This window comes from Micromonospora sp. NPDC049102, from assembly GCF_043197485.1.
Lineage (GTDB): Bacteria > Actinomycetota > Actinomycetes > Mycobacteriales > Micromonosporaceae > Micromonospora.
Genome location: NZ_JBICTE010000010.1, coordinates 154330 through 174930, shown reverse-complemented (window position 1 = coordinate 174930; position 20601 = coordinate 154330). Strand labels below are relative to the sequence as shown.

Below are 20601 nucleotides of genomic sequence, written 5' to 3'. Positions count from 1 at the left end.
ACCACGGGCCCGCGAGCGACGGTTCACCAGCGGCCGAAACGGCCGGTCCTCTCGGCCTCCGCAGGCCGGCCAGGGGCTTTGACACACGGCCTAGCCCGAGCGAGCTGTTCGCGCGCTTCGTGTCCTGGGGGCCGTTCCGCGAGGACACCGCCGAGCGCCCCAACGGGGCTAGCGGCGCATAGGTTCCACCTACCCCGAGACGCCCGGCCTGGCCGCCTCCGTGGAAAGCAGACGACCAGGCAGGGTGAAGGTGCGCAACCGGCGCGGGGACCGAATCCCCGCATGGCAGTACACCGAAAGGAGATCGTCTCATGGCGATCGAACAGCCGCTCGACCTGTACGAGGTCGACGCCTCCAGCGTGAACCTGCGCAAGCTCTGCGGAGGCGGCATCACGAACACGATGGAGAGCTGCGTCGCAGCCGCCATCCTGCCGGGCAGCGAGAACGCCATCATCCTGGGCGACTCGAAGCTCGGTGCCGACACGCCGACCCTGCGGTTCACCCGCGACGAGCTGGACAGCTTCTTCGCCGCGTACCAGGCCGGCGAGATCGTCTGATCGACCAGGGCTGGCCGCGTGCGCTACGCGGCCAGCCCGAACTCAGGGGGAACAATGACGCTGGTGACGCAGCATTGGCACGGTTACGGACCGTGGACCGGTCCACACCAGTTCTTCGGCCGGGAGCACGATCATGAACGACGACCCGGCATCGCCGGCACCACGGCGGGCGAGACATTCCTCCGTGCCACGGTGCCACCGCTGGAGACCGGCCATTACCTTCTGCGCCGCGTTCAGACGGCGCAGGAGCGGACCCGGACCGACGTGCAGGCAGCGCTGGGCTGGCTGACCAGACTTTACGCCCAGCAGCCACCCGACTCGGCGCTCAGCTACCTGGATAAGGCAGCCCGCATCGAGCACACCCATTCAGGTCTGGAGGGTGGAGCCGATGCCATCTGGCAGTACACGCTCAGCTTGAGCGGCAACAAGACCATCGAGTACGCGGTCATCTGCTGCCCGCACCGCCACATGGGAGAAGCACATGTCCCTCGAAATGATCCTCGGCCACGAGGCCGCCAATGCCGTTCTCAGCGAGTGGCCCGAGCACCCGTACACGCTGAAACTGCCGAGCGGCAGCCCGATCCGACCGGCAGTCAACGCGCAGACGATTCGAGGCTTCCTCGACGCCGGCTGCGCGCCGAGCAGCTACGTCAACGTGTTCCATCGGGGTGAAGGGCTGCACCCGGCCCGCTTCACCGCCGATGACCGGGTTGCCCCAGCCTCCGTCCAACTCCTGCTCGACCAGGGTTGCACCATCCAGCTCCGCGAGTTGAATCGGTGGTTCCCGCCCCTGAGCGCAGTCTGTACCGGCATCCAGGCAGAGACCGGCTGCCCGGGATACGTCACGGCCTTCATCACACCGCCGAGCAAGCAGTGGCTCGACTACCACTGGGACCAGTACCTCGGGATCGTGCACTGCCAACCAACCGTTCGGCGACCCACAGCGGCACGCGCGCCTTCAGCACGAAGGTCAGGTGCACGCTGGTCTCGACGGCATTCCGTGAGTGCGGGTTGTGCACCCAACCTCGCGGCAGCACGAGGATGTCACCGGGGATCAACTCGACCGTTTGGTACGGGCCATCCTTCTGCCAATGCTTGACCCAGCCGTCCTGCCACAAGTTCGTCGACATCGAGTGGTCGCGGTAGGGCGCGTCGACCTTGGGCTTGAACAGCTCCCAGGTCTTCGTCCCCTGGAGGAGATGTCGAGGGCGCTGCGGCGCGCTGCTCAGCAGGAAACCAGCCACGCCATGCTGTGATCCGAAGTGAAGCGGGCCAGCCGGATCGAGGCTGGCCCGCTTGCCTGCACACCCCGTACGGCCCTGGCGCTCGACGGCGGGTCAGCCCGGGGCGTACAGCGCGTCGATCTCGCTCCGCTGCGGCAGCGCCACCGAGGCGCCGAGCTTGCGTACGCAGGCCGCGCCGGCCGCCACCGCCCAGCGTACGGCGTCGACGACGTCCCGCCCCTCGCCCCAGCCGACCGCCAGCGCGGCCGTGAACGCGTCGCCGGCCGCCGTGGAGTCGACGACGTCGACCTGGACGGCGGGCACGTGCACCTCGACGCCCTCCCGGTCCACGTACCAGGCGCCCGCGTCACCGAGGGTGAGCACCGCGCGGGGCACCAGGTCGAGCAGGGCCCTCGGCTCCTCGCGGCCGCGACCGGTGAACGCGTGCGCCTCGCCCTCGTTGACGACCAGCAGGTCCACCGCATCGAGCAGTTCCGGCGGGAGATCCCGGGCGGGTGCGGCGTTGAGGACCACCCGGGTGCCGGCGGCGCGGGCGGCCAGCGCGGCGGCGGTCACCGTCTGCACGGGGATCTCCAGCTGGGCGACCAGGACGTCGGCACCGCGTACCGTGGCCAGCTCCTCGTCGGTGAGGCCGACCAGCGCGTCGTTCGCGCCCGGGGTGACCACGATGGCGTTCTCCCCCTGGGCGTTGACCAGCACGAGCGCCACGCCGGACGTGCCGTACACCACCCGCAGGTGACCGGTGTCCACGCCGGCCGCCGTGATGCGGGCGCGGAGCGTCACGCCGAACGCGTCGGAGCCGATCGCGCCGAGGAACGCGCACGAGGCCCCGGCCCGGACGGCGGCGATGGCCTGGTTGGCGCCCTTGCCGCCGGGCACCATCACGAAGTCGGTGCCGAGCATGGTCTCGCCCGGCCGGGGCAGCGACGGGGCCATCGCGACCAGGTCCATGTTGGCGCTGCCCACCACCGCCACCCGGGTCTGCGACACGGTCACCCGCTCAGGCGGCGCGCGCGGTGTAGCGGTCGCCGGAGCGCTCGACCACCAGCGGCAGACCGAAGGTCTTGGAGAGGTTGTCGCCGGTCAACGTGTCGGCGAGCAGGCCCTGGGCGACGACCGCGCCCTCGCGCAGCAGCAGCGCGTGGGTGAACCCGGGCGGGATCTCCTCCACGTGGTGGGTGACGAGCACCATGGCGGGGGCGTCCGGGTCGTACGCCAGCTCGGCCAACCGGGAGACCAGGTCCTCGCGGCCACCCAGGTCGAGCCCGGCGGTGGGCTCGTCGAGCAGCAGCAGCTCCGGGTCGGTCATCAGTGCCCGCGCGATCTGGACGCGCTTGCGTTCGCCGTCGGAGAGGGTGCCGTAGCGACGCTCGGCGAGATTGCCGACACCGAGCTGGCTGAGCAGTGCCCGCGCCCGGGCCACGTCGCCGTGCTCGTAACTCTCCCGCCAACGCCCGACCACCGACCAGGCGGCGGTGACGACCACGTCGCTGACCTGCTCGTCGGCCGGCACGGACGCGGCGAGCGCGGCGGTGGCGAGGCCGATGCGGGTGCGCAGCTCGTTGACGTCGGTGCGGCCGATGCGCTCACCGAGGACGTACGCGACGCCGGTGGTGGGGTGCAGCCGGCCGGCCGCCAGGTTGAGCAGGGTGGTCTTGCCCGCGCCGTTGGGGCCGAGCACCACCCAGCGCTCGTCCAGTTCGACGCGCCAGGTCAGGTCCTGCAACAGCGGGGTGTCGGAGCGGCGCACGCCCACGCTGTCCAGGCTGACCACCAGATCCGGGTCCACTGGTGCGGCGGCAGGCGCGGCGCCGGCAGCGCCGGGGATCAGGTCACCAGTCACCGGACCATCCAACCACGCAGCGCCGGCGCGCCCCCCATGGGCGGCGCTCTGGCCATAGGGTGAGGCACCGTGTCGTTGATCACCACACCCGAGGGACGGCCCATGCCCGGTCGAGGTTGGGAGCCGCGCGGATGAGCGCGGTCATCGAGATCGAGGGTCTGCGCAAGACCTTCCGCAGCGTGCGCGGTGGCAAGAGGGTGGCGGTCGACGGCTTCGACCTGCTGGTCGAGGCCGGACAGATCCACGGGTTCCTGGGGCCCAACGGCTCCGGTAAGACCACCACGCTGCGCGCCCTACTCGGGCTGGTCCGTGCCGACGGCGGGCGGATGAGCGTGCTCGGCGAGCCGTCGCCGGAGCTGCTGCCCCGGGTGGCGGGTCAGGTCGGCGCCATCGTCGAGAGTCCGCAGTTCTTCGGTAACTTCACCGGCCGTCGTACGCTCCGGCTGCTGGCCCGCGCCGGTGGGGTGTCGATCTCCCGCGTGGACGAGGCGTTGGACCTGGTGGGCCTGCGCGACCGGGGCGACGATCGGGTGAAGACCTACTCGCTGGGCATGAAGCAGCGCCTCGCGGTGGCGTCCGCGCTGCTGAAGGACCCGCGGCTGCTCATCCTCGACGAGCCGGCCAACGGCCTCGATCCGGCGGGCATCCGCGAGATGCGCGACCTGATGCGGTCGCTCTCGGCGGCCGGGGTGACCGTGCTGGTGTCCAGCCACATCCTGGGCGAGATCCAACTGATCTGCGACCACGTCACGATCATCTCGCGGGGGCGGCGGGTGGCGGCCGGCCGGGTGGACGAGGTGCTGGCGGGTCACGACCGGCACGAGTTCCTGGTCCGGGTGGACGAGCCGGAGCGGGCGGCCGACCTGCTGCGCGCGGTGGACCTGACGGCTGTCGCCGACGGTACGGCGCTGGTGGTGAGCGGGACGACCGACCCGACGGCCATCAGCCGCGTCCTCGGTGAGCAGGGTCTGTGGGTGGCCGAGCTGACGCCGCTTCGGCCCGACCTGGAGAGCGTCTTCCTGGAGCTGACCGGGGCCGGCGAACATCCCTCGGTGCCCCGCCAGGTCGACGAGGCGGCGTGGGTGCCGGGTGCCGACGGCACCCCGGTGATCGATCTCGACGTACGGGGAGTGGACGCGTGAACCTGGTCCGGGCCGAGTTGGAGCGGCTCTCCGCGCGCCGTTTCGTGCAGCTCATGGTCGTCCTGCTGGTGCTGGCGTTCGGCGTCACGGCCGCGACGACCCTGGCCGGGTCGCACCGGCCGAGCGCCTACGAGCTCTCCTCGGCTCGGCAGAAGGCCATCGAGGCGCGGCAGAACATGGAGGTCAGCTACCAGCAGTGCCTGGCCCAGCGGGAGGGTGTCGGCACGCCCGACTCCCGGGACTATCTGCCCGCCGACTGCTCCGACATGGACCCGGCCCAGCAGGACCGGCTGCCGATCGCGTCCGACTACCTGTCGGGGGTGTTCAGCTTCGCCGACCAGGCCCGCCCGCTGCTGTTCTTCCTCATCACGTTCCTGGTGCTGTTCGGGTTCCTGGTCGGCGCCTCGTACATCGGGGCGGACCTGAACTCCGGTGGGGTGGTGAACCTGCTGCTGTGGCGGCCACGCCGGCTGACGGTGCTGGGCGCGAAGCTGGGCACCCTGCTGGGCGGCGTGTTGGCGCTGGCGGTGGTGGCCTCGGTGCTCTACCTGGCCACCTTCTGGGTGATCGGGCAGACCGCCGGGTTGGCCGGTCGGCTCGACGGCGACTTCTGGAGCTCGCTGGGCGCCGTCCACGGCCGCGGTCTGGTGCTGGTGCTGTTGTCCACCGCGACGGGCTTCGCCATCGCGACGCTGGGCCGGCACACGTCGGCGGCGCTCGGAGTGGTCGCCGCGTACGCGGTGGTGTGGGAGCTGGGCGCCCGCCTGGTGCTGGCGATCGTCGACGCCCCTCGGCCGGAACAGCTGATGCTCTCGACGTACGTCGGGGCGTGGCTCAACGGCGAGGTGCGGGTCTGGGATGCCCAGCTCTGCCGGCGCGACTTCAGTGGGGCGTCCTGCGACGGTTTCTACACCCTGACCTGGAGACCGTCGCTGGCGGTGCTGCTCGTGATCGCCGGTGGGTTGACCGTGCTGGCCTTCGCCGCCTTCCGCCGTCGCGACCTGAACTGAGGGGGCCGGCAGCCCACCTCGCGTCGCCCACACCGACCCGACCGCCCGGCGGCAAGAGCTTGCAGCCGGGCGGATGGCGGTGAAATATTCCTTCACATGACCGCCCCAGCGGGCTCAGCCGACGGTGGAGCCGAACACCTCGTCGCGGACGGCGTTCAGCGCCGTCCGCAGCGCGCCGCGCAGGATCGGCTCCTCGGTGAGGCCGGTGGGCAACACCCGGGGCCGGACCAGGGTGATCGCCGCGACCTCGCGCTGCACCCGGTCGGCGAGCGCCGCGCCGCCGGCCTGGCCGACCTCGCCGGCCAGCACGACCAGCGGTGGGTCGAGCACCACGCAGGTGCTGGCCACACCGAGCGCGAGCCGGCGGGCCAACTCGTCGAGCATCGGGCCACCGTCCGCGCCGGCAGCGACCGCCGCACGTACCGCTCCGGCGGCGTCCGGTGCGGAGAAGCCGTGTTCGCGGGCGACCGCGCGTACCGAGTCGCCGCCGATGACCTGCTGGAAGGCGGGCTTGGCGCGCCGCGAGACGTCGCGCGGGATGGGCGCGCCGGGCACCGGCAGGTAGCCGATCTCTCCGGCCGCGCCACTACTGCCGTGGTGCAGTCGCCCACCCAGCATGATCGCCAGGCCGACGCCGGCGCCCACCCAGACCAGGACGAAGTCCGCAACGCCCTGTGCGGCGCCGGACTGCGCCTCGGCCACCGCCGCCAGGTTGACGTCGTTCTCGAAGACCACCGGCGTGTGCAGGTCGTCCCGCAACGCGGCGAGCAGACCGCTGTGCCAGCGCGGCAGGTTGAAGGCGAAGGTGATGTCGCCGGTCTGCGGGTCGACCAGGCCCGGCGTACCGAGCACGATTCGTCGGACGCTGCTGAGCTGCGCCTGCGCGCTGCTGGCGGCCTGCACCACGGCGTTGTGCACCACGCCCACGGGATCATCGGTGTCGCGCGTCGACTGCTCCACCCGGCCGATGACGTCGCCGGTGATGTCGGCGCAGGCGGCCACCACCCGGTCCGGCCCGACGTCCACCCCGACGACGTGGGCGCTGCTCGGGCGCACGGCGTAGAGCTGGGCGTTCGGCCCCCGACCGCCGGCCTGCTCGCCGACCCGACTGACCAGGCCGCGCTCCTCGAGACGCTCGACGAGCTGCGAGGCGGTGACCTTGGACAGGCCGGTCAGTTCGCCGAGACGCGCCCGGGTGAGTGGCCCACGCTCGAGGAGCAGTTCCAGCGCCGCACGATCGTTGAGCGCCCGCAACAGGCGGGGTGTGCCGGGCAGCCTGGTCGCACTCATGCCACGTCCTCTAGTTTTAGTAAACTTTGCTAACTGTAAACCGACCTGCGAACGGGTAGCCGTAGCGTAACGGTCACCCGGAGGCACAGCGCTCGACCGACCCGGCAGGGTGACGACCACCGCGGGTACACGTTCGTATCCACGGGGAGCGAAGGGGGAGATCTCGTGGGGCTCGATCCAGGACTGCGCCGGCTCGCGCTGGGCACGTTGCTCGCCGCGTACCCGGGAGCGGTCCCGCCGGAGTGGGCGGTCGACCTGGTGGCCGACGGGCTGGCCGGGCACACCCTGTTCGGCACGAACGTGCACGACCCCGCACAGGTGGCGTCGAGCACCGCGGCCCTGCGCGCCGGCCGGTCGGACGTGCTGCTCGCCATCGACGAGGAGGGTGGCGACGTGACCCGGCTGGCCCACGCCACCGGCAGCCCGTACCCCGGCAACGCCGCTCTCGGCGCGGTCGGCGACGTGGCGCTCACCCGCCGGGTCTACCGGTCGATCGGAGCGGAACTGGCCGCGCTCGGCATCACCGTCAACCTGGCCCCCACCGTCGACGTGAACACCGCCGACGACAACCCGGTGATCGGCACCCGCTCGTTCGGCGCCGATCCGCTCCTGGTGGCCGCGCACTCGGCCGCCGCCGTCAGCGGCCTCCAGGCCGCCGGTGTCGCCGCCTGCGCCAAGCACTTCCCCGGCCACGGCGCGACAGTCACCGACTCCCACCACGAGCTGCCCACGGTGGACGTTCCGCTGGAGCTGCTCCGCCAACGCGACCTGCCGCCGTTCGCCGCGGTCGTCGACGCCGGCGCCCAAGCCGTGATGACAGCGCACATCCGGGTGCCGGCGCTGACCGGTGACGGTCCGGCCACCTTCAGCCGGGCCGTCCTGGTCGACCTGCTGCGCGACGAGTACGGCTTCACCGGCACGGTGATCACCGACGCCCTGGAGATGAAGGGCGCGGCGGTGGCCGCCGGAGGCGTCGGGCCGGCTGCCGTCCGGGCACTGTCGGCCGGTGCCGACCTACTCTGCATCGGCGCCCAGGTGGACGCCGCGCTGGTCGAACGCGTGGCCGCCGAGATCGCCGAGGCGACCAGCGACGGCCGACTGCCGATCGCCAGGGTCGAGGAGGCGGCCGGGCGCGCCGCCGCACTCGCCGCCTGGACCCGGGCCGCCGGCGGGTCGCCGGCAGACCCCGAGCCCGATCTGGGGTACGCGGTGGCACGCCGGGCGGTACGCGTGGAGGGGCTGCTCACCGGCCTGGAACAGCCGCTGGTGGTGCAGGTGCACACCGAGTCCACGATGGCCGAGGGGCGGGTGCCGTGGGGACTCGGCCCACACCTCGACGGCGCACGCGAGATCCGCGTGGTCGCCAGCGAGACCGATCAGGCGGCCGTACGCGAACTGGCCGAGGATCGGCCGATCGTGCTGGTCGGTCGCCATCTGCACCGACTGCCCGGCGGCCCGGAGCTGATCGACGCCCTGGCCGCCGTGCACCCGGTGACCGTCGTGGAGATGGGCTGGCCGGCGGCGTGGCGGCCCTCCGGCGTACGCGCGTTCATCACCACGTTCGGCGCGAGCCACGCCAACGGTCGGGCGGCTGCGGAGGCGCTCGGCCTGGCGGGCTGAGTCGGAGCGACCACAGTCGAGGGTGACCCCCTCTTGAACGCGTTCAATTACTCATCTACGCTGATGCCGCCAGCGGTTGAACATGTTCAAAGGAGGATTCCACGTGGACATGAAGGTCTGGATGTACCTGGTCTACCTCGCGGTCAGCATCGGCCTGACGATCTGGGTGGCGCGGGCGCTGTCCCGCAACGGGCTGGTCTTCCTCGAAGAGGTCTTCGCCGACGAACGACTGGCCGCAGCGGTCAACAGCCTGCTCGTGGTCGGTTTCTACCTGCTCAACCTCGGCTACGTGACGGTCGCCATGAAGCACCGCGACTCGGTCTCGTCGACGAGCCAGGCGATGGAGGAGCTGTCGCTCAAGATCGGCCTGGTGTTGCTGGTCCTCGGCGCGCTGCACTTCTTCAACGTCTTCGCGCTGGGCCGCTACCGCCGCAACCGGCTCCGTCAGCTCGCCACGCACCCGCCCATCGCGCCGATCGGTCGACTCCCCGTGCCACCCGGGCCGTACGGCGCCCACCCGGCCGGCCCCTACCCGACCGTCCCCTACCCGGTCGGACCGCAGCGCGGCACCGCACCACACGGCACCGCACAGGCCAGCACCGCACCACACGGCACCGCACAGCCCGGTGCCGACGGGCCGGGCACCGGGTCTCCGGCCCGATGACCGCCTCGTCTGTCGGCGGGTCTCCCCAGACTCCGGATCCCACCGCGTTCGGGGGTGGTGGGATCCGGGCCTTCACCGTCCTCTTCGACGCGAACTGCCCGCTCTGCCGCGCCGCGCGCCGGTGGCTCGCGTCCCGCGCCCAACTCGTACCCCTGGAGTTCGTGCCAGCCGGCTCGACCGAGGCCCGGCGGCGCTTCCCCGGCCTGGATCACGACGCGACGCTGCGTGACCTGACCGTCGTGGCCGACACCGGCGAGGTGTACGCGGGCGACGGCGCGTGGCTCGCCTGCCTCTGGGCGCTGGCCGACCACCGGTCGGCGGCCGAGCGGCTGTCCCAGCCACACCTGTTGCCGCTGGCCCGGCAGGTGGTGGCGGCCGCCTCGGCGATCCGGGAGCGGGTTCGCGATCCGTGGGCCGAGCCGATCGACGAGCTGGCGGGATACCGTGACCTCGATGACCGAGCAACCTGCGCCGACGACCACTGCGGGTGAGCCTGCGACCGCCCGGGGCGAGCAGACCCGGCAGCTCATCCGGGACACCGCGATGCGGTTGTTCCGCGAGCGTGGCTACGCCCAGACCACGATGCGGGCGATCGCGCAGGAAGCCGGCGTGGCGGTGGGCAACGCGTACTACTACTTCGGTTCAAAGGACCACCTGATCCAGGAGTTCTACGCACAGTCCCAGGCCGAGCTCCGGGCCAGAGCCCAACCGGTGCTCGACCGGGAGGAGGCGTTCGCCGCCCGGCTGGCGGGGGTGCTGCACGCCGCCGTCGACGTGCTCGCCCCGTCGCACGAGTTCGCGGCGACCTTCTTCAAGACGGCGGCGGAACCGACCTCACCGCTCAGTCCGTTCTCCGCGGAGTCGTCCGGTCCACGGCTGGCGGCGATCGACCTGTTCGCCGAGGTGCTGACCGGCTCGACCGCCAAGGTCGACGCGGAGTTGCGTACTCAGCTGCCCGAACTGCTCTGGCTGGGGTACATGGGGGTCATCCTCTACTGGGTGCACGACCGCTCGCCCGGTCAGATGAAGACCCGGCAGCTGATCGACGGCGTGGTGCCGTTGATCGACCGGCTCGTGGCGCTGTCGCGACTGCGGGTGCTCCGCCCGGTGACGCGACAGGTCGTCGACCTCATCCACACTCTGCGTCACTGACCGGATCATCCGCGTCACCCGGCGTCGTAGCAGGTCAAGTCCACTATTCGACACTCCGACTCGACAGCTCGCATCTTGCAGCTTGCAGTTTCGATACGTAGCGTGATCGATATCGAGTCGGCGCGTCGGTGGCGCTGCCGATCTCGGAGAGAGCCGGGGCCTGGGGGCAGGTTGCGGACCGTGGATCCGGCCCGGGATCCACGGTCCGCGCACTGAACCCAGCCGTGGGGCCGTTCAGCGCGGATACACCCCGTACGCCCGCCAACCCCGGTCCGGGAAGCCCGCCGCGTCCGCCAGCCGGGCCGAGGCGTGGTTGTCCCTCTCGTGCAGGTACGTCGGCACCGCGCCCTCGTCCAGGACCCGCCGTGCCGCCTGCGCCACCAGCCGACGCGCGAGGCCCCGGCCCCGGACCGCGGGCACGGTACCCACTGCCAACTCGTGTCCGTACGCGTCGTGACGTTTGATCGCGGCGCCGGCCAGGTAGGCGCCGTCGGCGTCGCGGACCACGAGCACCGGCCTGTCGAACAGCCGCAGCCAGGGCGGTAGACCGGATGCGGTCGACGGGGTCCACTCCCCCACGTCGGGCAGCGGCGCGGGGGAGAGAGTCCAGCGGAACGGGCCGTCGTGCAGGCAGAAGGCGGGGTGTCCGACGGTCTCCGGCAGTGCCGCGAGCATCCGCTGCGGCGCGCGCTCGACCAACGCCCGGATCGCGGCGACGCGGTCCGGCGCGACGGAGAGCACCGCGCTCTGACCGGTGTCCACGGCGAGGGCCGGACGCAGTCGGCCGTCCCAGGCCGGCACGGCCCGCCGATGCGAGGCGACCACGTGCAGCCCGGGCCCGGCCGGCCACTGGCCGAGCCAGGAGGCGAGGTGCAGCTGCAACCGGCGATCGAGCATGCTCACCTCCCCGTCACCACCCCCGGACGTCGTGATCACCGTACGCCTGGACGCCCGACCGGGCGGGCCATCGCGTCAGGGCGGAACGCCGCCCGGCATCTGGGAATCGGCTCGTCACATCGACCGTCATAGGTATTTTCATACCTGGACACCTTTGTCTGCGACGGTATGGGCATGCCGATTCAGCCGAACGACCGCCTCCACCAGCACCCGACGCGCCTCTGGCGGGCGGCGGAGGCCGCCGCGGACGTCCCGGCCCAGGCGCGGTATCGGATGATCCGCACGGCGGGTGGATTGTCCTGGGCGGCATTGAACGAGCTGCCGGTCGGCAGCTTCAGCCGGCACGGTCTCAACACGCGCTGAGCCTTCCGTCCGGTGGTCGGGGACGACACACCGCAGGAGGACCAGCGACGGTATTCGCACACCTGTCGGGTAATTTCTTCCAGGTCCGGCACCCCGGCCTACGACAGGAGAAGCTCCGCGCATGGGCAAGAAGACGATCCACGTCTCCGACTTCACCGGAACCGTTCTGCAGCAGGACGGCGAGGTGGTTCGTGTCGTCGTCCTGGAGCACCCGGACCTGGTCGCCGGGCCCGTGCAGCTCGACGCCACCCCGGGCGAGGTGGAGAACATCGACGACGCCGCGCTCGACGTGGCGGTGGTCGAGATCCACGACCGGCACGGTGGTGGCGAGCCACGACGGGTGGTCCTCACCGCGAGCGAGTTCGACGCGATGGCCACCGACGTCCCGATGGCCCAGTTGCTGAAGACGGCCGAGCGGGTCCGCCCGCCCAAGGCCCGTAAGAGCGTCGAAAAGATCGACTACGGAACGCTGGAGCACGCCGGCAAGCCGCACCGGGGCCGGGTCACCGAGGAGGAGGCCCGACTGGTCCGCGAGCAGCTCGACGAGGTCAACAAGCGGCTCGCCGACGCGGGCGTACGCCAGATCGACCCGGCCGATCCGGAGCACGCCCTGCGCTACGGCTTCCCCGACGTCTCCTGAACGAGCACGTCAACAGGTCTTCTTCGCCCGCTTGCGGAAGGCGGTCTCGGTGACCGCCTTCCGCTTGCCGGCCGCCTCTGGGACCAGGACGTCTCCGGGCCCCGAGCGCGGTCAGCTCGTCCAGCGTGAAGTGGACGGGGATGGCGTCGCGCCGCGTGCCGTAGGCAGCGGCGAACAGCAGCACCGGCCGACCGTTGACGGCCCGGACCGCCAGCACCGGCTTGTCCGCGGGGCTACAGGCCGACATCCCGGCCAGGGCGGCGACCATCACGAGGATGCCCACCACCCCCCGATTGCCAGCGCCCCGGCGGACATCCGTTCGTCGGCACGTCGCATTGCACTGCCCCCCGTCCCGCCGACATCGATGCACCGGCATGTCGCCGTTCGGCAACCCGAGGCTAGGCGAGGGGGCGGCGACGTGCGGCCCCTACCGGGCCTCGTCGTCGGTCGCGGACGCCTTGACGGCGGCCGCGAGGGCGGCGGACAGGTCGCCTTCGACGGCTTCCTTGGTCAGGCCCAGATCGGTGAGCACGCCGGTCCCGTCCTCCTGCTCCAGCAGGGCGAGCAGGATGTGCTCGGTGCCGATGTAGTTGTGCCCGAGGCGCAGCGCCTCCCGGAAGGTCAGCTCCAACGCCTTCTTGCCGGCGGCGTTGTAGGGGATTAGGTCGGGGACGTCGGCAGACGTCGGCAGGAGGGCGGCCCCGACGGCCTCGCGCACGGCCTCGGGGGTGGCGCCCCGACCGGTCAACACCCTTGCGGCCAGCCCGTCGGGCTCGGCGAGCAGGCCCAGCACCAGGTGCGCGGGTCCGATCTCGGGGTTTCCGGCGGCCCGGGCCTCCTCCTGCGAGGCCATCACCACGTTGCGGGCGCGCGGGGTGAACCGCCCGAAGCCGGCGTTCGGGTCGAGCGCCGCCGCATCGGTGGAGCCCTTCGCCACGAAGCGCTTCTGGGCGGCCTGCTTGCTGACCCCCATGCTGCGACCGATGTCGGTCCAGGAGGCGCCCGAGCGCCGGGCCTGGTCGACGAAGTGACCGATCAGGTGGTCGGCGACCTCACCGAGGTGGTCGGCGGCGATCACCGCGTCGGTGAGCTGGTCGAGCGCGTCGGTGTGGGCCTTCTTGATGGCCTGGATGAGGTCGTCGAGCTTGACGGAGTTGCTCATCTGGAATGGTTCGGTCATGCCGTCAACCTTAGGTTGACGCACGCATCTCGTCAACCCATGGTTGACGGATTCGGTCGAACGGGTGCCGGTTATGGTGGGCGCGGCCGCACACCGGAGGAGGGCCGCGATGCGTCTGCACGTGGGGTGCGCGATGTGGAGTCACCGGTCGTGGCCGGGCCACTCGCTGCCCTCCGGAGAGCGCCTACGGGACTACGCCAGGTGGTGCGATGCCGTCGAGGGCAACACCACGTTCTACGCGACCCCGGCCCGGGACACCGTGGCGTCCTGGGCGGCGCAGACGGACGCCGACTTCCGGTTCGTCCTCAAGCTGCCCAAGGTGATCACGCACGAACGCCGGCTCACCGACAGCGGCGAGCCGCTGCGCGCCTTCCTGGACGCGATCGAGCCCCTCGGCCCGCGCGTGCACGCCCTCTGGGTCCAGCTGCCGGGGTCGTTCGCGCCCGCCGACGTACCCACGCTCGGTCGGTTCCTCGCGCAGCTCCCGGCTTCCCACCGGTACGCCGTGGAGGTCCGCCATCCCGCGTTCTTCACCGAGCCACGCGCGATCCGGCTGCTCGAGGAGATCCTCACCGCGGCGTCGGCCGAATGGATTCCCTTCGACACCACCGCGTTCTTCAGCAGCCCGCCGACAAGTGACGCCGAGCGCGACGCCTGGACCAAGAAGCCCCGGGTGCCGCTGCGGGCCGTCGCGCTGACCGACCGTCCGATCGTGCGTTACCTGGGTCGCGACGACAACACCCGCACCGTCGAGGGCTGGCAGCGCTGGGTCGAGGTCGCCGCCGGCTGGTTGCGCGAGGGCCGCTCCCCCACCATGTTCGTCCACACGCCGGACAACGCCGACGCCCCGCGGCTCGCCCGCCGCTTCCACGAAGAGGTACGCGCCCGAGTGCCAGGCCTCGCCGCGCTGCCCGACCCGACACCTGTCGAACCCCTGACCCTCTTCTGATCGTCGGCCATCACGGCTCGCGGTCCAGGAGCGCGTTGAGGTGGTGGGCCGTGCGGCTCGTCGTCCTTCAGGGCTGTCGTCAGCCACCGGCAACCGTGCAGGCTAGCAGAACAGCGACCGACCGCGGTGGCCGTCCCAGCGCGGTCAGCATGCCCCGGTAGCGGCTCGTGTGCGTGATGCCTTCCATGACCAAGTGGTAGCCGTGGTCCAGCGCGAACCGAACGGTCTGCCCGATGAACGCCGGCGCTGCCCCGCCGATCTTGTGCCGCTCGCGCAGCAGGACGCGGCGCAGGTGGTCAGCACCCGTCTCACCCGGCAATGCGCCGATCCACAAGACTCCCGCCGCCGCTGCGGGTAATGTCACAAAGCCTCGGCTTCGCTCTCGGCCGCCCGGGTGCCATGCTCAGGTGCTGCCACAGGAAAGCAGGAGCGAATGGTGATGACCGCGCGTGCGGATTGTCGCGAGTTCCTCACCACGTGGGTGGACTCTGGCTCTTTCGTGAGCCAGGAGCCAGGGTCGGTGCCGTCAGAGGTGCACGACGCCACGCCCGTGCCGGGCCTGCATCTGATCCACACCGCTCCGGCCCTGGACGGGCTTGCGGTAGTGGTGCAGACGTTGTTGACGCAGCCGCTGAGCGTCGTCGCCCGGATGGTGGACGCTCCGCCGGCGTCAGTCGCCGCCGCCCTCACCCTGGACGGGGCGATCGCCCGCACCGGCACGCTTGGCTTACCCGTCCTTGTCACCGGCAACGCCCTGGCCGGCGCAGGCAGTGATCGGGTCCTGCCGATCGACATCCACGGGCGTCCCGCCACGCCGGACACCGCCGAGTACGTACTGGTTCTACCGGCCGTTCATCTGTTCGCCAAACATCCTTCCATCGCCGGCACAGGCGCCGACCTCGACCTACCTGCTGTCCTCGCCGGCGAGGACAGGGACGTCGTAGCTGCCGCGACCAGTTTTCCCGGCCCGCCCGTTCCAGCGGAGATCGTCCCGCATGCCCATGACGCCTCGGCCCCGGTGCCGACCTCGGGCCCTGCTGTACAGACGACGGCGGTGCCCAGACCCTGGGTGACGATCGACTTCGACAAGAAGAAGACTCACCTGAGCGGGGTCCCGCACCAACTAGCGGAGGCGGCGACCTGGATCGCGAGCGAGGCCAGTCGCGGCCTCCGAATCGACGTTTTCGTAGAAGGTGGAGGCAGCGGCAGCGGCGGACTGTTCGGGATGGCGGTGGGTGCCAATGATTCCGGTGCGGCTCGTGCGATCACGGTCCATACCCTGCTTCGAAGCCTTCTTGCGGGCGGGTCGGAGAATCTTGTTCTTCACCCTCCCATCTCCCGTGGAGCGGGTGAGTCGGTCGGCCCCAAAGGTGTCATTTCGCAGCAGAACCAGCGTCAGGCTCTTGTGTGGTGGCATCGCCGGTTGCCCCCCACCATCGAGCCGATAACGATGAGTTTCAACCACTCTGGCTCCCTCTCCGGCCCGATGCTCTCGGCTTTGAGTGGCTTGGCGCGGAGCGTCGTGGAAAGTTCGCTCGACGGCAGCCTGGAGCTGGTGGTGACGGGCGCCAATCATTACCGAATCAATGCTGTACTCGCGAATTTGATGCCGCAGGTGATGAACAGTCTCCGCGAACAGGGGCGACCACCCGGCGCCGTAACCGTATCGAAAGGCGCGCCAGCCCTCTCCCTGACCGACGACACAGTGCTCATTCACGCGCGCCTACAGCGACTCGCAGCGTTCACACCTTCGGACCTTAAGATCGTCACCGCCGTCAACAATATCCTGTTGAATGATCACATTCCCCAGACGCCGGCGGCCATTATCGAAGCGGCCGACAGGCTGCGCATGCGGCATCGACCCGACCGGGTGGCCGGTGTCCTGGCCGAAAACTTCCGTAATGAGTACGGCACGCAACGCTTACGGGGCGGCACCTCGTTTAACGATTGGGTTCGCGGTACCGTCGGTAGCGCTCTCGTGTCGCACCCGTCGGCCGCGCCAGTCGGCAGCATGGCCGGCGGCGGGCCCTCTGTGGTCAGCAGCCAGTTGTCAGGGCGCGGGCTGGAGTTGTTGGACCAGCTACGGCGGGACCAGCGGCAGCGGCAACGGCGTCCAGGTTGGCAAGGCCAGCCGCCGGAGCAGCTCCCGTTGTGGGGTCCTGATCCGTTTGGGCTGCGGGACATACCACCTAAGCCGGACTTCATGCCGCCGCCCTTCCGCAACTTCGACGTCTTCCGCACGGACGTGTTGGTCGAACTGTTTTCCCGGCTCGATCTCACCGTGGCACACCGGCCCGTCAAGATTAATTCAATCACGTCGCGGGAACAGACGGTGTGGCAGTCTCCGACGGTGAAGTGGATGGGCCCGCTGGCCGAGGCCACCGAACGGGATCGCACCGCTATGCCCGTCGCGGAGATGCCCATGATCGTGCACACGTTCTGGTACGGGAGCCCGCTGGACGGCTTGAGTGAAACGACCTTAGCCTTTCAGAGGACCATCGCGGAGTCGGCAAAAAATGCCGACTCTCTAGGATTCGCCACGGTGCTGTGGACGACGGTGACCCGCGAGCAGTTCCGCTCCCCCGATTCCTCAGTTGGCAGAATGCGCAGGTGGGCGCAGCTTAACAGTATTCTGTTGATCAATGTGCATGAGATCTTCAATTCTTCCACGCCGATGCAATTGATGTCCGAGTTCCAGCTCGCACTATCAAAGGGAACACCTGGAGGGTACGCCGAGGCCAAAGACATTTCGCTCCCGGAAATCCTCTATCGCTTCGGTGGCATTGGCATCGACGGTGACAACGTTCTACGCGAGACGTCCGCATTGATCCGACTGTTCAAAGAGCACGGGTTCGCCCTCGAGCGCTTTCGCAAAAGTACGCAGCCACTCCAGGCCGGCACGGTTCGCCGCTGGGGATTTCTTAACAACTCGTCGATGATGCTCGCGCGCAAGCATCCAGTGGCCAAGATACTGAGCGGCCTCCTACAAGAGAACTACACCCGGCGCCTGGACGAGATGAATCCTGGCTCACACCGCATCGCTGACGACGAAAACGCGCAAATCGAATATTACGTCAAGAAGCGATCCAGACACCTGGCCCGGTCCATCACAGAACGCAGCGGACCGCCGAATATCGAGCGGCTCGCGCGGGCAATTGGACACGACGGCTCCAGCCTACCAGCGATCACCCAGAAGCAAATCAGTACCGGATTTGCGCACACCTGGATTCCTGAGCTACACCCAAGATCGCAAGCTTCGGGTGACGTAGACACGCGGGCGGTGCAGGAGCCTGTGCTGCCGGCTCTGCAGCGGGCCGTCACCTACCTCATTCGGGAGCTGAGAAACCGGAAGGGTGACCTCCACCTCCTGGCTGTCGAGCCCTTGATCACGGATCTTCCAGATCCGGCCGCTGCTTGGGAGGCGGTCGTTGGATTCCTTCTCGCGTCACCCGACATTTCTGGCCCTATCCGGACGGCCACCTACTCTCACTTCGTCAACCTGAACATGGGGAATGGTGAACTCGCCATCATCAATCTCCACACCATTGAACTTCCGCGGTCGGTGAGGGAGGCCCTCGGCATCCCGGAGCAGCCCCGCGAAGCTCGCGGCACCCGCATGTCCCGAGGCGCGTTCCAGGTCCCGGTCAAGGCGCGCTACCAGCCCTGGCAGCTGACGATCGAGTTCAGCAAGAAGCGAACCGACCTGGACGGCATCCCTAGCGAACTTGCGGAGATGGTCAATTCAGTTGCTGCCAACCTGCGTCACGGATTCCAGGTCGATGTCTTCGTGGAGGGCGGCGGGAACGGCAGCGTTTTCGGCCTGGGCCGTGGGTCGCAGGACACTGGAAAGGCTCGCGCGACGGCGGTGCACAGCCTCCTGGAAGGCTCCTTCCGTGAGGTGACGGACCAAGTGATTCTTCACCCCCCCTTCTCCCGGGGGCCCGAGCAGTCGGCCGGTCCAGGGGTCGTCGGCGCTTCGGATGAGAGCCGACGTCGGGTCGCCGTATGGTGGTCGCGCCGGTTGCCACCACGCATCGATCCGGTAGAGTTGACGGTCGGCCCCGATGGTTCCCTCCCGGCGTCGACAATTTCGACTCTGCGCACCCTGGCATCCGCCGTCGTGGAGAGTTCGGCCGACGGCGCGTTGGAACTGCAAGTAGCTGGCACGACTCGCGTACAGGTACGGGCCGTGCTTAAGCAGCTGATGCCGGAGGTGAGCCTTCGCCTTCCCGATCACAAGGACGCGAGCGCCGTGACGGTCGCGGAGCTCGGGCCACCTGACACTCTCCCCAGAGACACGGTGCTGATCCGCACGCGCCTGCAGCCGCTCGTGCCTCTCGGTCGTGCTGATCAGGACATGGTGACCGCGATCAACAACAAGTTGTTGGCTCACGGAATTCCGCAGACCCCGGCGGTGATTCTTGAGGTAGCCAAAACGCTTCGCCACACGAACGAAACCGATCACATCTCAGCAATCGTCGGGTATTTTCTTGACGTGCACCGTCCGTTTCGCCTACGTGGCGGCGCACGATACGGCGAGCAAATACGCGCCGCCCTGTCCGCTCTACACGCCGACCCTTCGGTTGTGGCCAAGGACAACGGAATTGTCAACAGCAACGGTGAAATTGGAAGTCTGGCTCCTCCGCTGACCCCCTCCCAGGCGGATCTACCGCAGGCAGATGTCGAGGCGGACTCTGCCGTCGCTGACCAGAGCGCGTCCGACCTCGACGTCAAGACGGTGACAGCGCCGAGTTGGCCGCTGCGGTTGACAGGTGGGCCGCTGGCAGCAGGATCGTCTCCCCGCCACTGGCGTGTCACGGCGCATGGCGACGTCTACGTCATCTCCTCGAACGAGGAGAACACAGCGCACCGCATGATCGCTGAGTTGGTCCCGATGGCTGACGCCGAACACCCGGTAATCCTGCTGGACACTCCGGGCGTCGGCACCGCCCCGCAGTCCGCCGACATCGCGACGCTGAACTATCTGCTCGAACAGTTCGCTCAACGTCGCAACCTACCCGTCGTGGTCACTCGCGGTGGGGTCAGCCTGGACCTGCTCACCGTGACAGACACGTACGGTGTGGCGATCCTGCACCCGACCACGAAGAAGTCCGACACCTCCCGCCTGACCCTCGATACGAGTCACCGATGGAGGGTCACCCCCCATCGTACGGATCCCACCACGCTGGACGGCACCCTGCACACCGCGCTCGCCGGCGAGAACGGACAGTCCACCACGCCCACCGAAATCATCGATGTGATCACGCCCGACGTGCTGCGCAGGGAGGCGAAGAAGGCACAGAAGAACAATCCCGTAGCGCCTGTCGACGGCGCCCTCGCCGAGTTGATCTGGGCGAAGGACCTCAAGACGAGCAAGGACGTCTTCCAACGGCTACGGGCGCGCTGGTCGGCCGAGCAGATGAAGGCGAACCTGACCGAGGTCGAGCAGATGATCGACCGGGTGCCCAACCAGCCGGAGTTGAGTGTCTTCGCGCCGGTCCTGAAGTTGGGCGCGGTCGGCCACGAAGATGTCGTCTTCGACTACGCGACCGCCGACGAGACCCAACGACCCAAGGTCCTCCTCGACTCGGTGGGCCGACTGGACACCGCCGGACAGCTCAACACGCCAGTCGACGTCGACGGCGGCCTCACCACCGGCCAACTGGCGGACATGGTCACCAAGGTCGGTGTCACCGACATCTCGGCCCCGGTACTCACCGTCATCGGCGAGGTCAAGGCCGGCAACTTCGAGGACGCCAACGCCTTCATCGAAGCCAACCGCGGCAAGCTCACCGTCACCCAGAAACAACAATGGGTGGACGCGATCGCCGACCTGCGCCAGACCATGACCAACAAGGACGCTCAACTTCGAATCCTGGCCCAAGGCGTCCTGAACTGCTAACCCAACCCCGCGCACCTCGGAACAGAGGTAGCTTTGTCGCACCTCCAATTGGGAATGGGGCCAGGAGTGGCCCGCTATGCGGCGACATCGGGCCGACCCCAGAGCACCGACAAGGTCATGAGGTGTCAAGAAGCACTGAGCCATTTTC

18 protein-coding genes and 1 pseudogene are annotated in these 20601 nt (G+C 69.3%); 12 read left to right on the top strand and 7 right to left on the bottom strand.

The genetic code is table 11. From position 1 onward, the window contains the following. The first annotated feature begins 311 nt into the window (after window positions 1-311). Both ACGFH9_RS13615 and ACGFH9_RS13610 read left to right on the top strand, forming a co-directional pair. Window positions 312-557 carry a DUF397 domain-containing protein gene (locus ACGFH9_RS13615; protein WP_393218319.1) on the top strand — a complete coding sequence of 82 codons (246 nt, stop codon included), beginning with the start codon at window positions 312-314 and terminating at the stop codon, window positions 555-557. A gap of 54 nt (window positions 558-611) precedes the next feature. Further along, window positions 612-1229 (top strand): hypothetical protein, encoded by a 618-nt coding sequence (locus tag ACGFH9_RS13610; RefSeq protein WP_393218317.1) that lies wholly within the window; start codon window positions 612-614, stop codon window positions 1227-1229. 182 nt (window positions 1230-1411) lie between these two features. Here the strand turns inward: ACGFH9_RS13610 and ACGFH9_RS13605 are convergent, their stop codons facing one another. The 3 genes from ACGFH9_RS13605 to ACGFH9_RS13595 all read right to left on the bottom strand — a co-directional run bounded on the left by ACGFH9_RS13605 (window position 1412) and on the right by ACGFH9_RS13595 (window position 3644). Next, complete coding sequence (locus ACGFH9_RS13605; RefSeq protein WP_393218314.1) at window positions 1412-1801, bottom strand: JmjC domain-containing protein; 390 nt, start codon at window positions 1799-1801, stop codon at window positions 1412-1414. Window positions 1802-1894: 93 nt separating this feature from the next. Beyond that, window positions 1895-2791 (bottom strand): ribokinase, encoded by an 897-nt coding sequence (locus ACGFH9_RS13600; RefSeq protein WP_393218352.1) that lies wholly within the window; start codon window positions 2789-2791, stop codon window positions 1895-1897. Window positions 2792-2801: 10 nt separating this feature from the next. Beyond that, window positions 2802-3644, bottom strand: a complete 843-nt coding sequence (locus ACGFH9_RS13595; protein ID WP_393218312.1) for an ABC transporter ATP-binding protein — start codon at window positions 3642-3644, stop codon at window positions 2802-2804. A 131-nt stretch (window positions 3645-3775) separates the two neighbouring features. Between ACGFH9_RS13595 and ACGFH9_RS13590 the strand changes: the two genes are divergently transcribed. Together ACGFH9_RS13590 and ACGFH9_RS13585 are read left to right on the top strand one after the other, a co-directional pair. After that, window positions 3776-4786, top strand: coding sequence for an ABC transporter ATP-binding protein (locus ACGFH9_RS13590; RefSeq protein WP_393218310.1), 1011 nt, complete (start codon window positions 3776-3778; stop codon window positions 4784-4786). After that, on the top strand, window positions 4783-5796 hold the full coding sequence (locus tag ACGFH9_RS13585) for an ABC transporter permease subunit (RefSeq protein ID WP_393218307.1): 1014 nt from the start codon (window positions 4783-4785) through the stop codon (window positions 5794-5796). Before ACGFH9_RS13590 ends, ACGFH9_RS13585 begins: the two co-directional genes overlap by 4 nt. A 114-nt stretch (window positions 5797-5910) precedes the next feature. Here ACGFH9_RS13585 and ACGFH9_RS13580 read toward each other — a convergent pair whose 3' ends face one another. Then, window positions 5911-7086: an ROK family protein gene (locus ACGFH9_RS13580; protein WP_393218305.1), complete on the bottom strand. Its 1176-nt coding sequence runs from the start codon at window positions 7084-7086 to the stop codon at window positions 5911-5913. 165 nt (window positions 7087-7251) lie between these two features. Between ACGFH9_RS13580 and ACGFH9_RS13575 the strand changes: the two genes are divergently transcribed. From ACGFH9_RS13575 to ACGFH9_RS13560, 4 genes are all read left to right on the top strand, one after another. Then, the gene (locus ACGFH9_RS13575; RefSeq protein ID WP_393218302.1) at window positions 7252-8706 is read left to right on the top strand and encodes a glycoside hydrolase family 3 protein; all 1455 of its coding nucleotides are present in this window, start codon (window positions 7252-7254) and stop codon (window positions 8704-8706) included. 109 nt (window positions 8707-8815) lie between these two features. Next, window positions 8816-9370: a hypothetical protein gene (locus tag ACGFH9_RS13570; protein WP_393218349.1), complete on the top strand. Its 555-nt coding sequence runs from the start codon at window positions 8816-8818 to the stop codon at window positions 9368-9370. Continuing rightward, window positions 9367-9861: a thiol-disulfide oxidoreductase DCC family protein gene (locus ACGFH9_RS13565; protein ID WP_393218299.1), complete on the top strand. Its 495-nt coding sequence runs from the start codon at window positions 9367-9369 to the stop codon at window positions 9859-9861. Before ACGFH9_RS13570 ends, ACGFH9_RS13565 begins: the two co-directional genes overlap by 4 nt. Then, window positions 9824-10522 carry a TetR/AcrR family transcriptional regulator gene (locus ACGFH9_RS13560; RefSeq protein WP_393218296.1) on the top strand — a complete coding sequence of 233 codons (699 nt, stop codon included), beginning with the start codon at window positions 9824-9826 and terminating at the stop codon, window positions 10520-10522. The genes ACGFH9_RS13565 and ACGFH9_RS13560 overlap by 38 nt, the downstream gene beginning before the upstream one ends. Window positions 10523-10756: 234 nt before the next feature. On the opposite strand, the gene ACGFH9_RS13555 is transcribed toward ACGFH9_RS13560, so the two are convergent. Next, window positions 10757-11419, bottom strand: a complete 663-nt coding sequence (locus ACGFH9_RS13555; protein ID WP_393218293.1) for a GNAT family N-acetyltransferase — start codon at window positions 11417-11419, stop codon at window positions 10757-10759. Between the two features lie 174 nt (window positions 11420-11593). Between ACGFH9_RS13555 and ACGFH9_RS13550 the strand changes: the two genes are divergently transcribed. Continuing rightward, a complete protein-coding gene (locus tag ACGFH9_RS13550) occupies window positions 11594-11782 on the top strand; it encodes a DNA repair protein (RefSeq protein ID WP_355232897.1) in 189 nt (62 codons plus the stop codon). A 121-nt stretch (window positions 11783-11903) separates the two neighbouring features. After that, complete coding sequence (locus ACGFH9_RS13545; protein ID WP_355232896.1) at window positions 11904-12422, top strand: hypothetical protein; 519 nt, start codon at window positions 11904-11906, stop codon at window positions 12420-12422. A gap of 427 nt (window positions 12423-12849) precedes the next feature. On the opposite strand, the gene ACGFH9_RS13540 is transcribed toward ACGFH9_RS13545, so the two are convergent. Continuing rightward, window positions 12850-13602, bottom strand: coding sequence for a Clp protease N-terminal domain-containing protein (locus ACGFH9_RS13540; RefSeq protein ID WP_393218289.1), 753 nt, complete (start codon window positions 13600-13602; stop codon window positions 12850-12852). 133 nt (window positions 13603-13735) lie between these two features. On the opposite strand from ACGFH9_RS13540, the gene ACGFH9_RS13535 reads away from it, so the two are divergent. Next, entirely contained in the window at window positions 13736-14551 is an 816-nt protein-coding gene (locus ACGFH9_RS13535; protein WP_393218347.1) for a DUF72 domain-containing protein, read from the top strand. Between the two features lie 105 nt (window positions 14552-14656). Here ACGFH9_RS13535 and ACGFH9_RS13530 read toward each other — a convergent pair. After that, window positions 14657-14849 (bottom strand): annotated as a pseudogene (locus ACGFH9_RS13530) (kinase); the annotation flags it as partial. Between the two features lie 135 nt (window positions 14850-14984). On the opposite strand from ACGFH9_RS13530, the gene ACGFH9_RS13525 reads away from it, so the two are divergent. After that, complete coding sequence (locus tag ACGFH9_RS13525) at window positions 14985-20453, top strand: hypothetical protein (RefSeq protein ID WP_393218286.1); 5469 nt, start codon at window positions 14985-14987, stop codon at window positions 20451-20453. Window positions 20454-20601 lie beyond the last annotated feature (148 nt).

What these genes read in the sequence shown, in the direction of transcription:
- ACGFH9_RS13565 (WP_393218299.1), top strand. Translation starts at nt 9,367, where the DNA reads ATGACCGCCTCGTCTGTCGGCGGGTCTCCCCAGACTCCGGATCCCACC.
- ACGFH9_RS13580 (WP_393218305.1), bottom strand. Translation starts at nt 7,086, where the DNA reads ATGAGTGCGACCAGGCTGCCCGGCACACCCCGCCTGTTGCGGGCGCTC.
- ACGFH9_RS13550 (WP_355232897.1), top strand. Translation starts at nt 11,594, where the DNA reads ATGCCGATTCAGCCGAACGACCGCCTCCACCAGCACCCGACGCGCCTC.
- ACGFH9_RS13610 (WP_393218317.1), top strand. Translation starts at nt 612, where the DNA reads ATGACGCTGGTGACGCAGCATTGGCACGGTTACGGACCGTGGACCGGT.
- ACGFH9_RS13545 (WP_355232896.1), top strand. Translation starts at nt 11,904, where the DNA reads ATGGGCAAGAAGACGATCCACGTCTCCGACTTCACCGGAACCGTTCTG.
- ACGFH9_RS13615 (WP_393218319.1), top strand. Translation starts at nt 312, where the DNA reads ATGGCGATCGAACAGCCGCTCGACCTGTACGAGGTCGACGCCTCCAGC.
- ACGFH9_RS13555 (WP_393218293.1), bottom strand. Translation starts at nt 11,419, where the DNA reads ATGCTCGATCGCCGGTTGCAGCTGCACCTCGCCTCCTGGCTCGGCCAG.
- ACGFH9_RS13560 (WP_393218296.1), top strand. Translation starts at nt 9,824, where the DNA reads ATGACCGAGCAACCTGCGCCGACGACCACTGCGGGTGAGCCTGCGACC.
- ACGFH9_RS13570 (WP_393218349.1), top strand. Translation starts at nt 8,816, where the DNA reads ATGAAGGTCTGGATGTACCTGGTCTACCTCGCGGTCAGCATCGGCCTG.
- ACGFH9_RS13535 (WP_393218347.1), top strand. Translation starts at nt 13,736, where the DNA reads ATGTGGAGTCACCGGTCGTGGCCGGGCCACTCGCTGCCCTCCGGAGAG.
- ACGFH9_RS13540 (WP_393218289.1), bottom strand. Translation starts at nt 13,602, where the DNA reads ATGACCGAACCATTCCAGATGAGCAACTCCGTCAAGCTCGACGACCTC.
- ACGFH9_RS13525 (WP_393218286.1), top strand. Translation starts at nt 14,985, where the DNA reads ATGGTGATGACCGCGCGTGCGGATTGTCGCGAGTTCCTCACCACGTGG.
- ACGFH9_RS13590 (WP_393218310.1), top strand. Translation starts at nt 3,776, where the DNA reads ATGAGCGCGGTCATCGAGATCGAGGGTCTGCGCAAGACCTTCCGCAGC.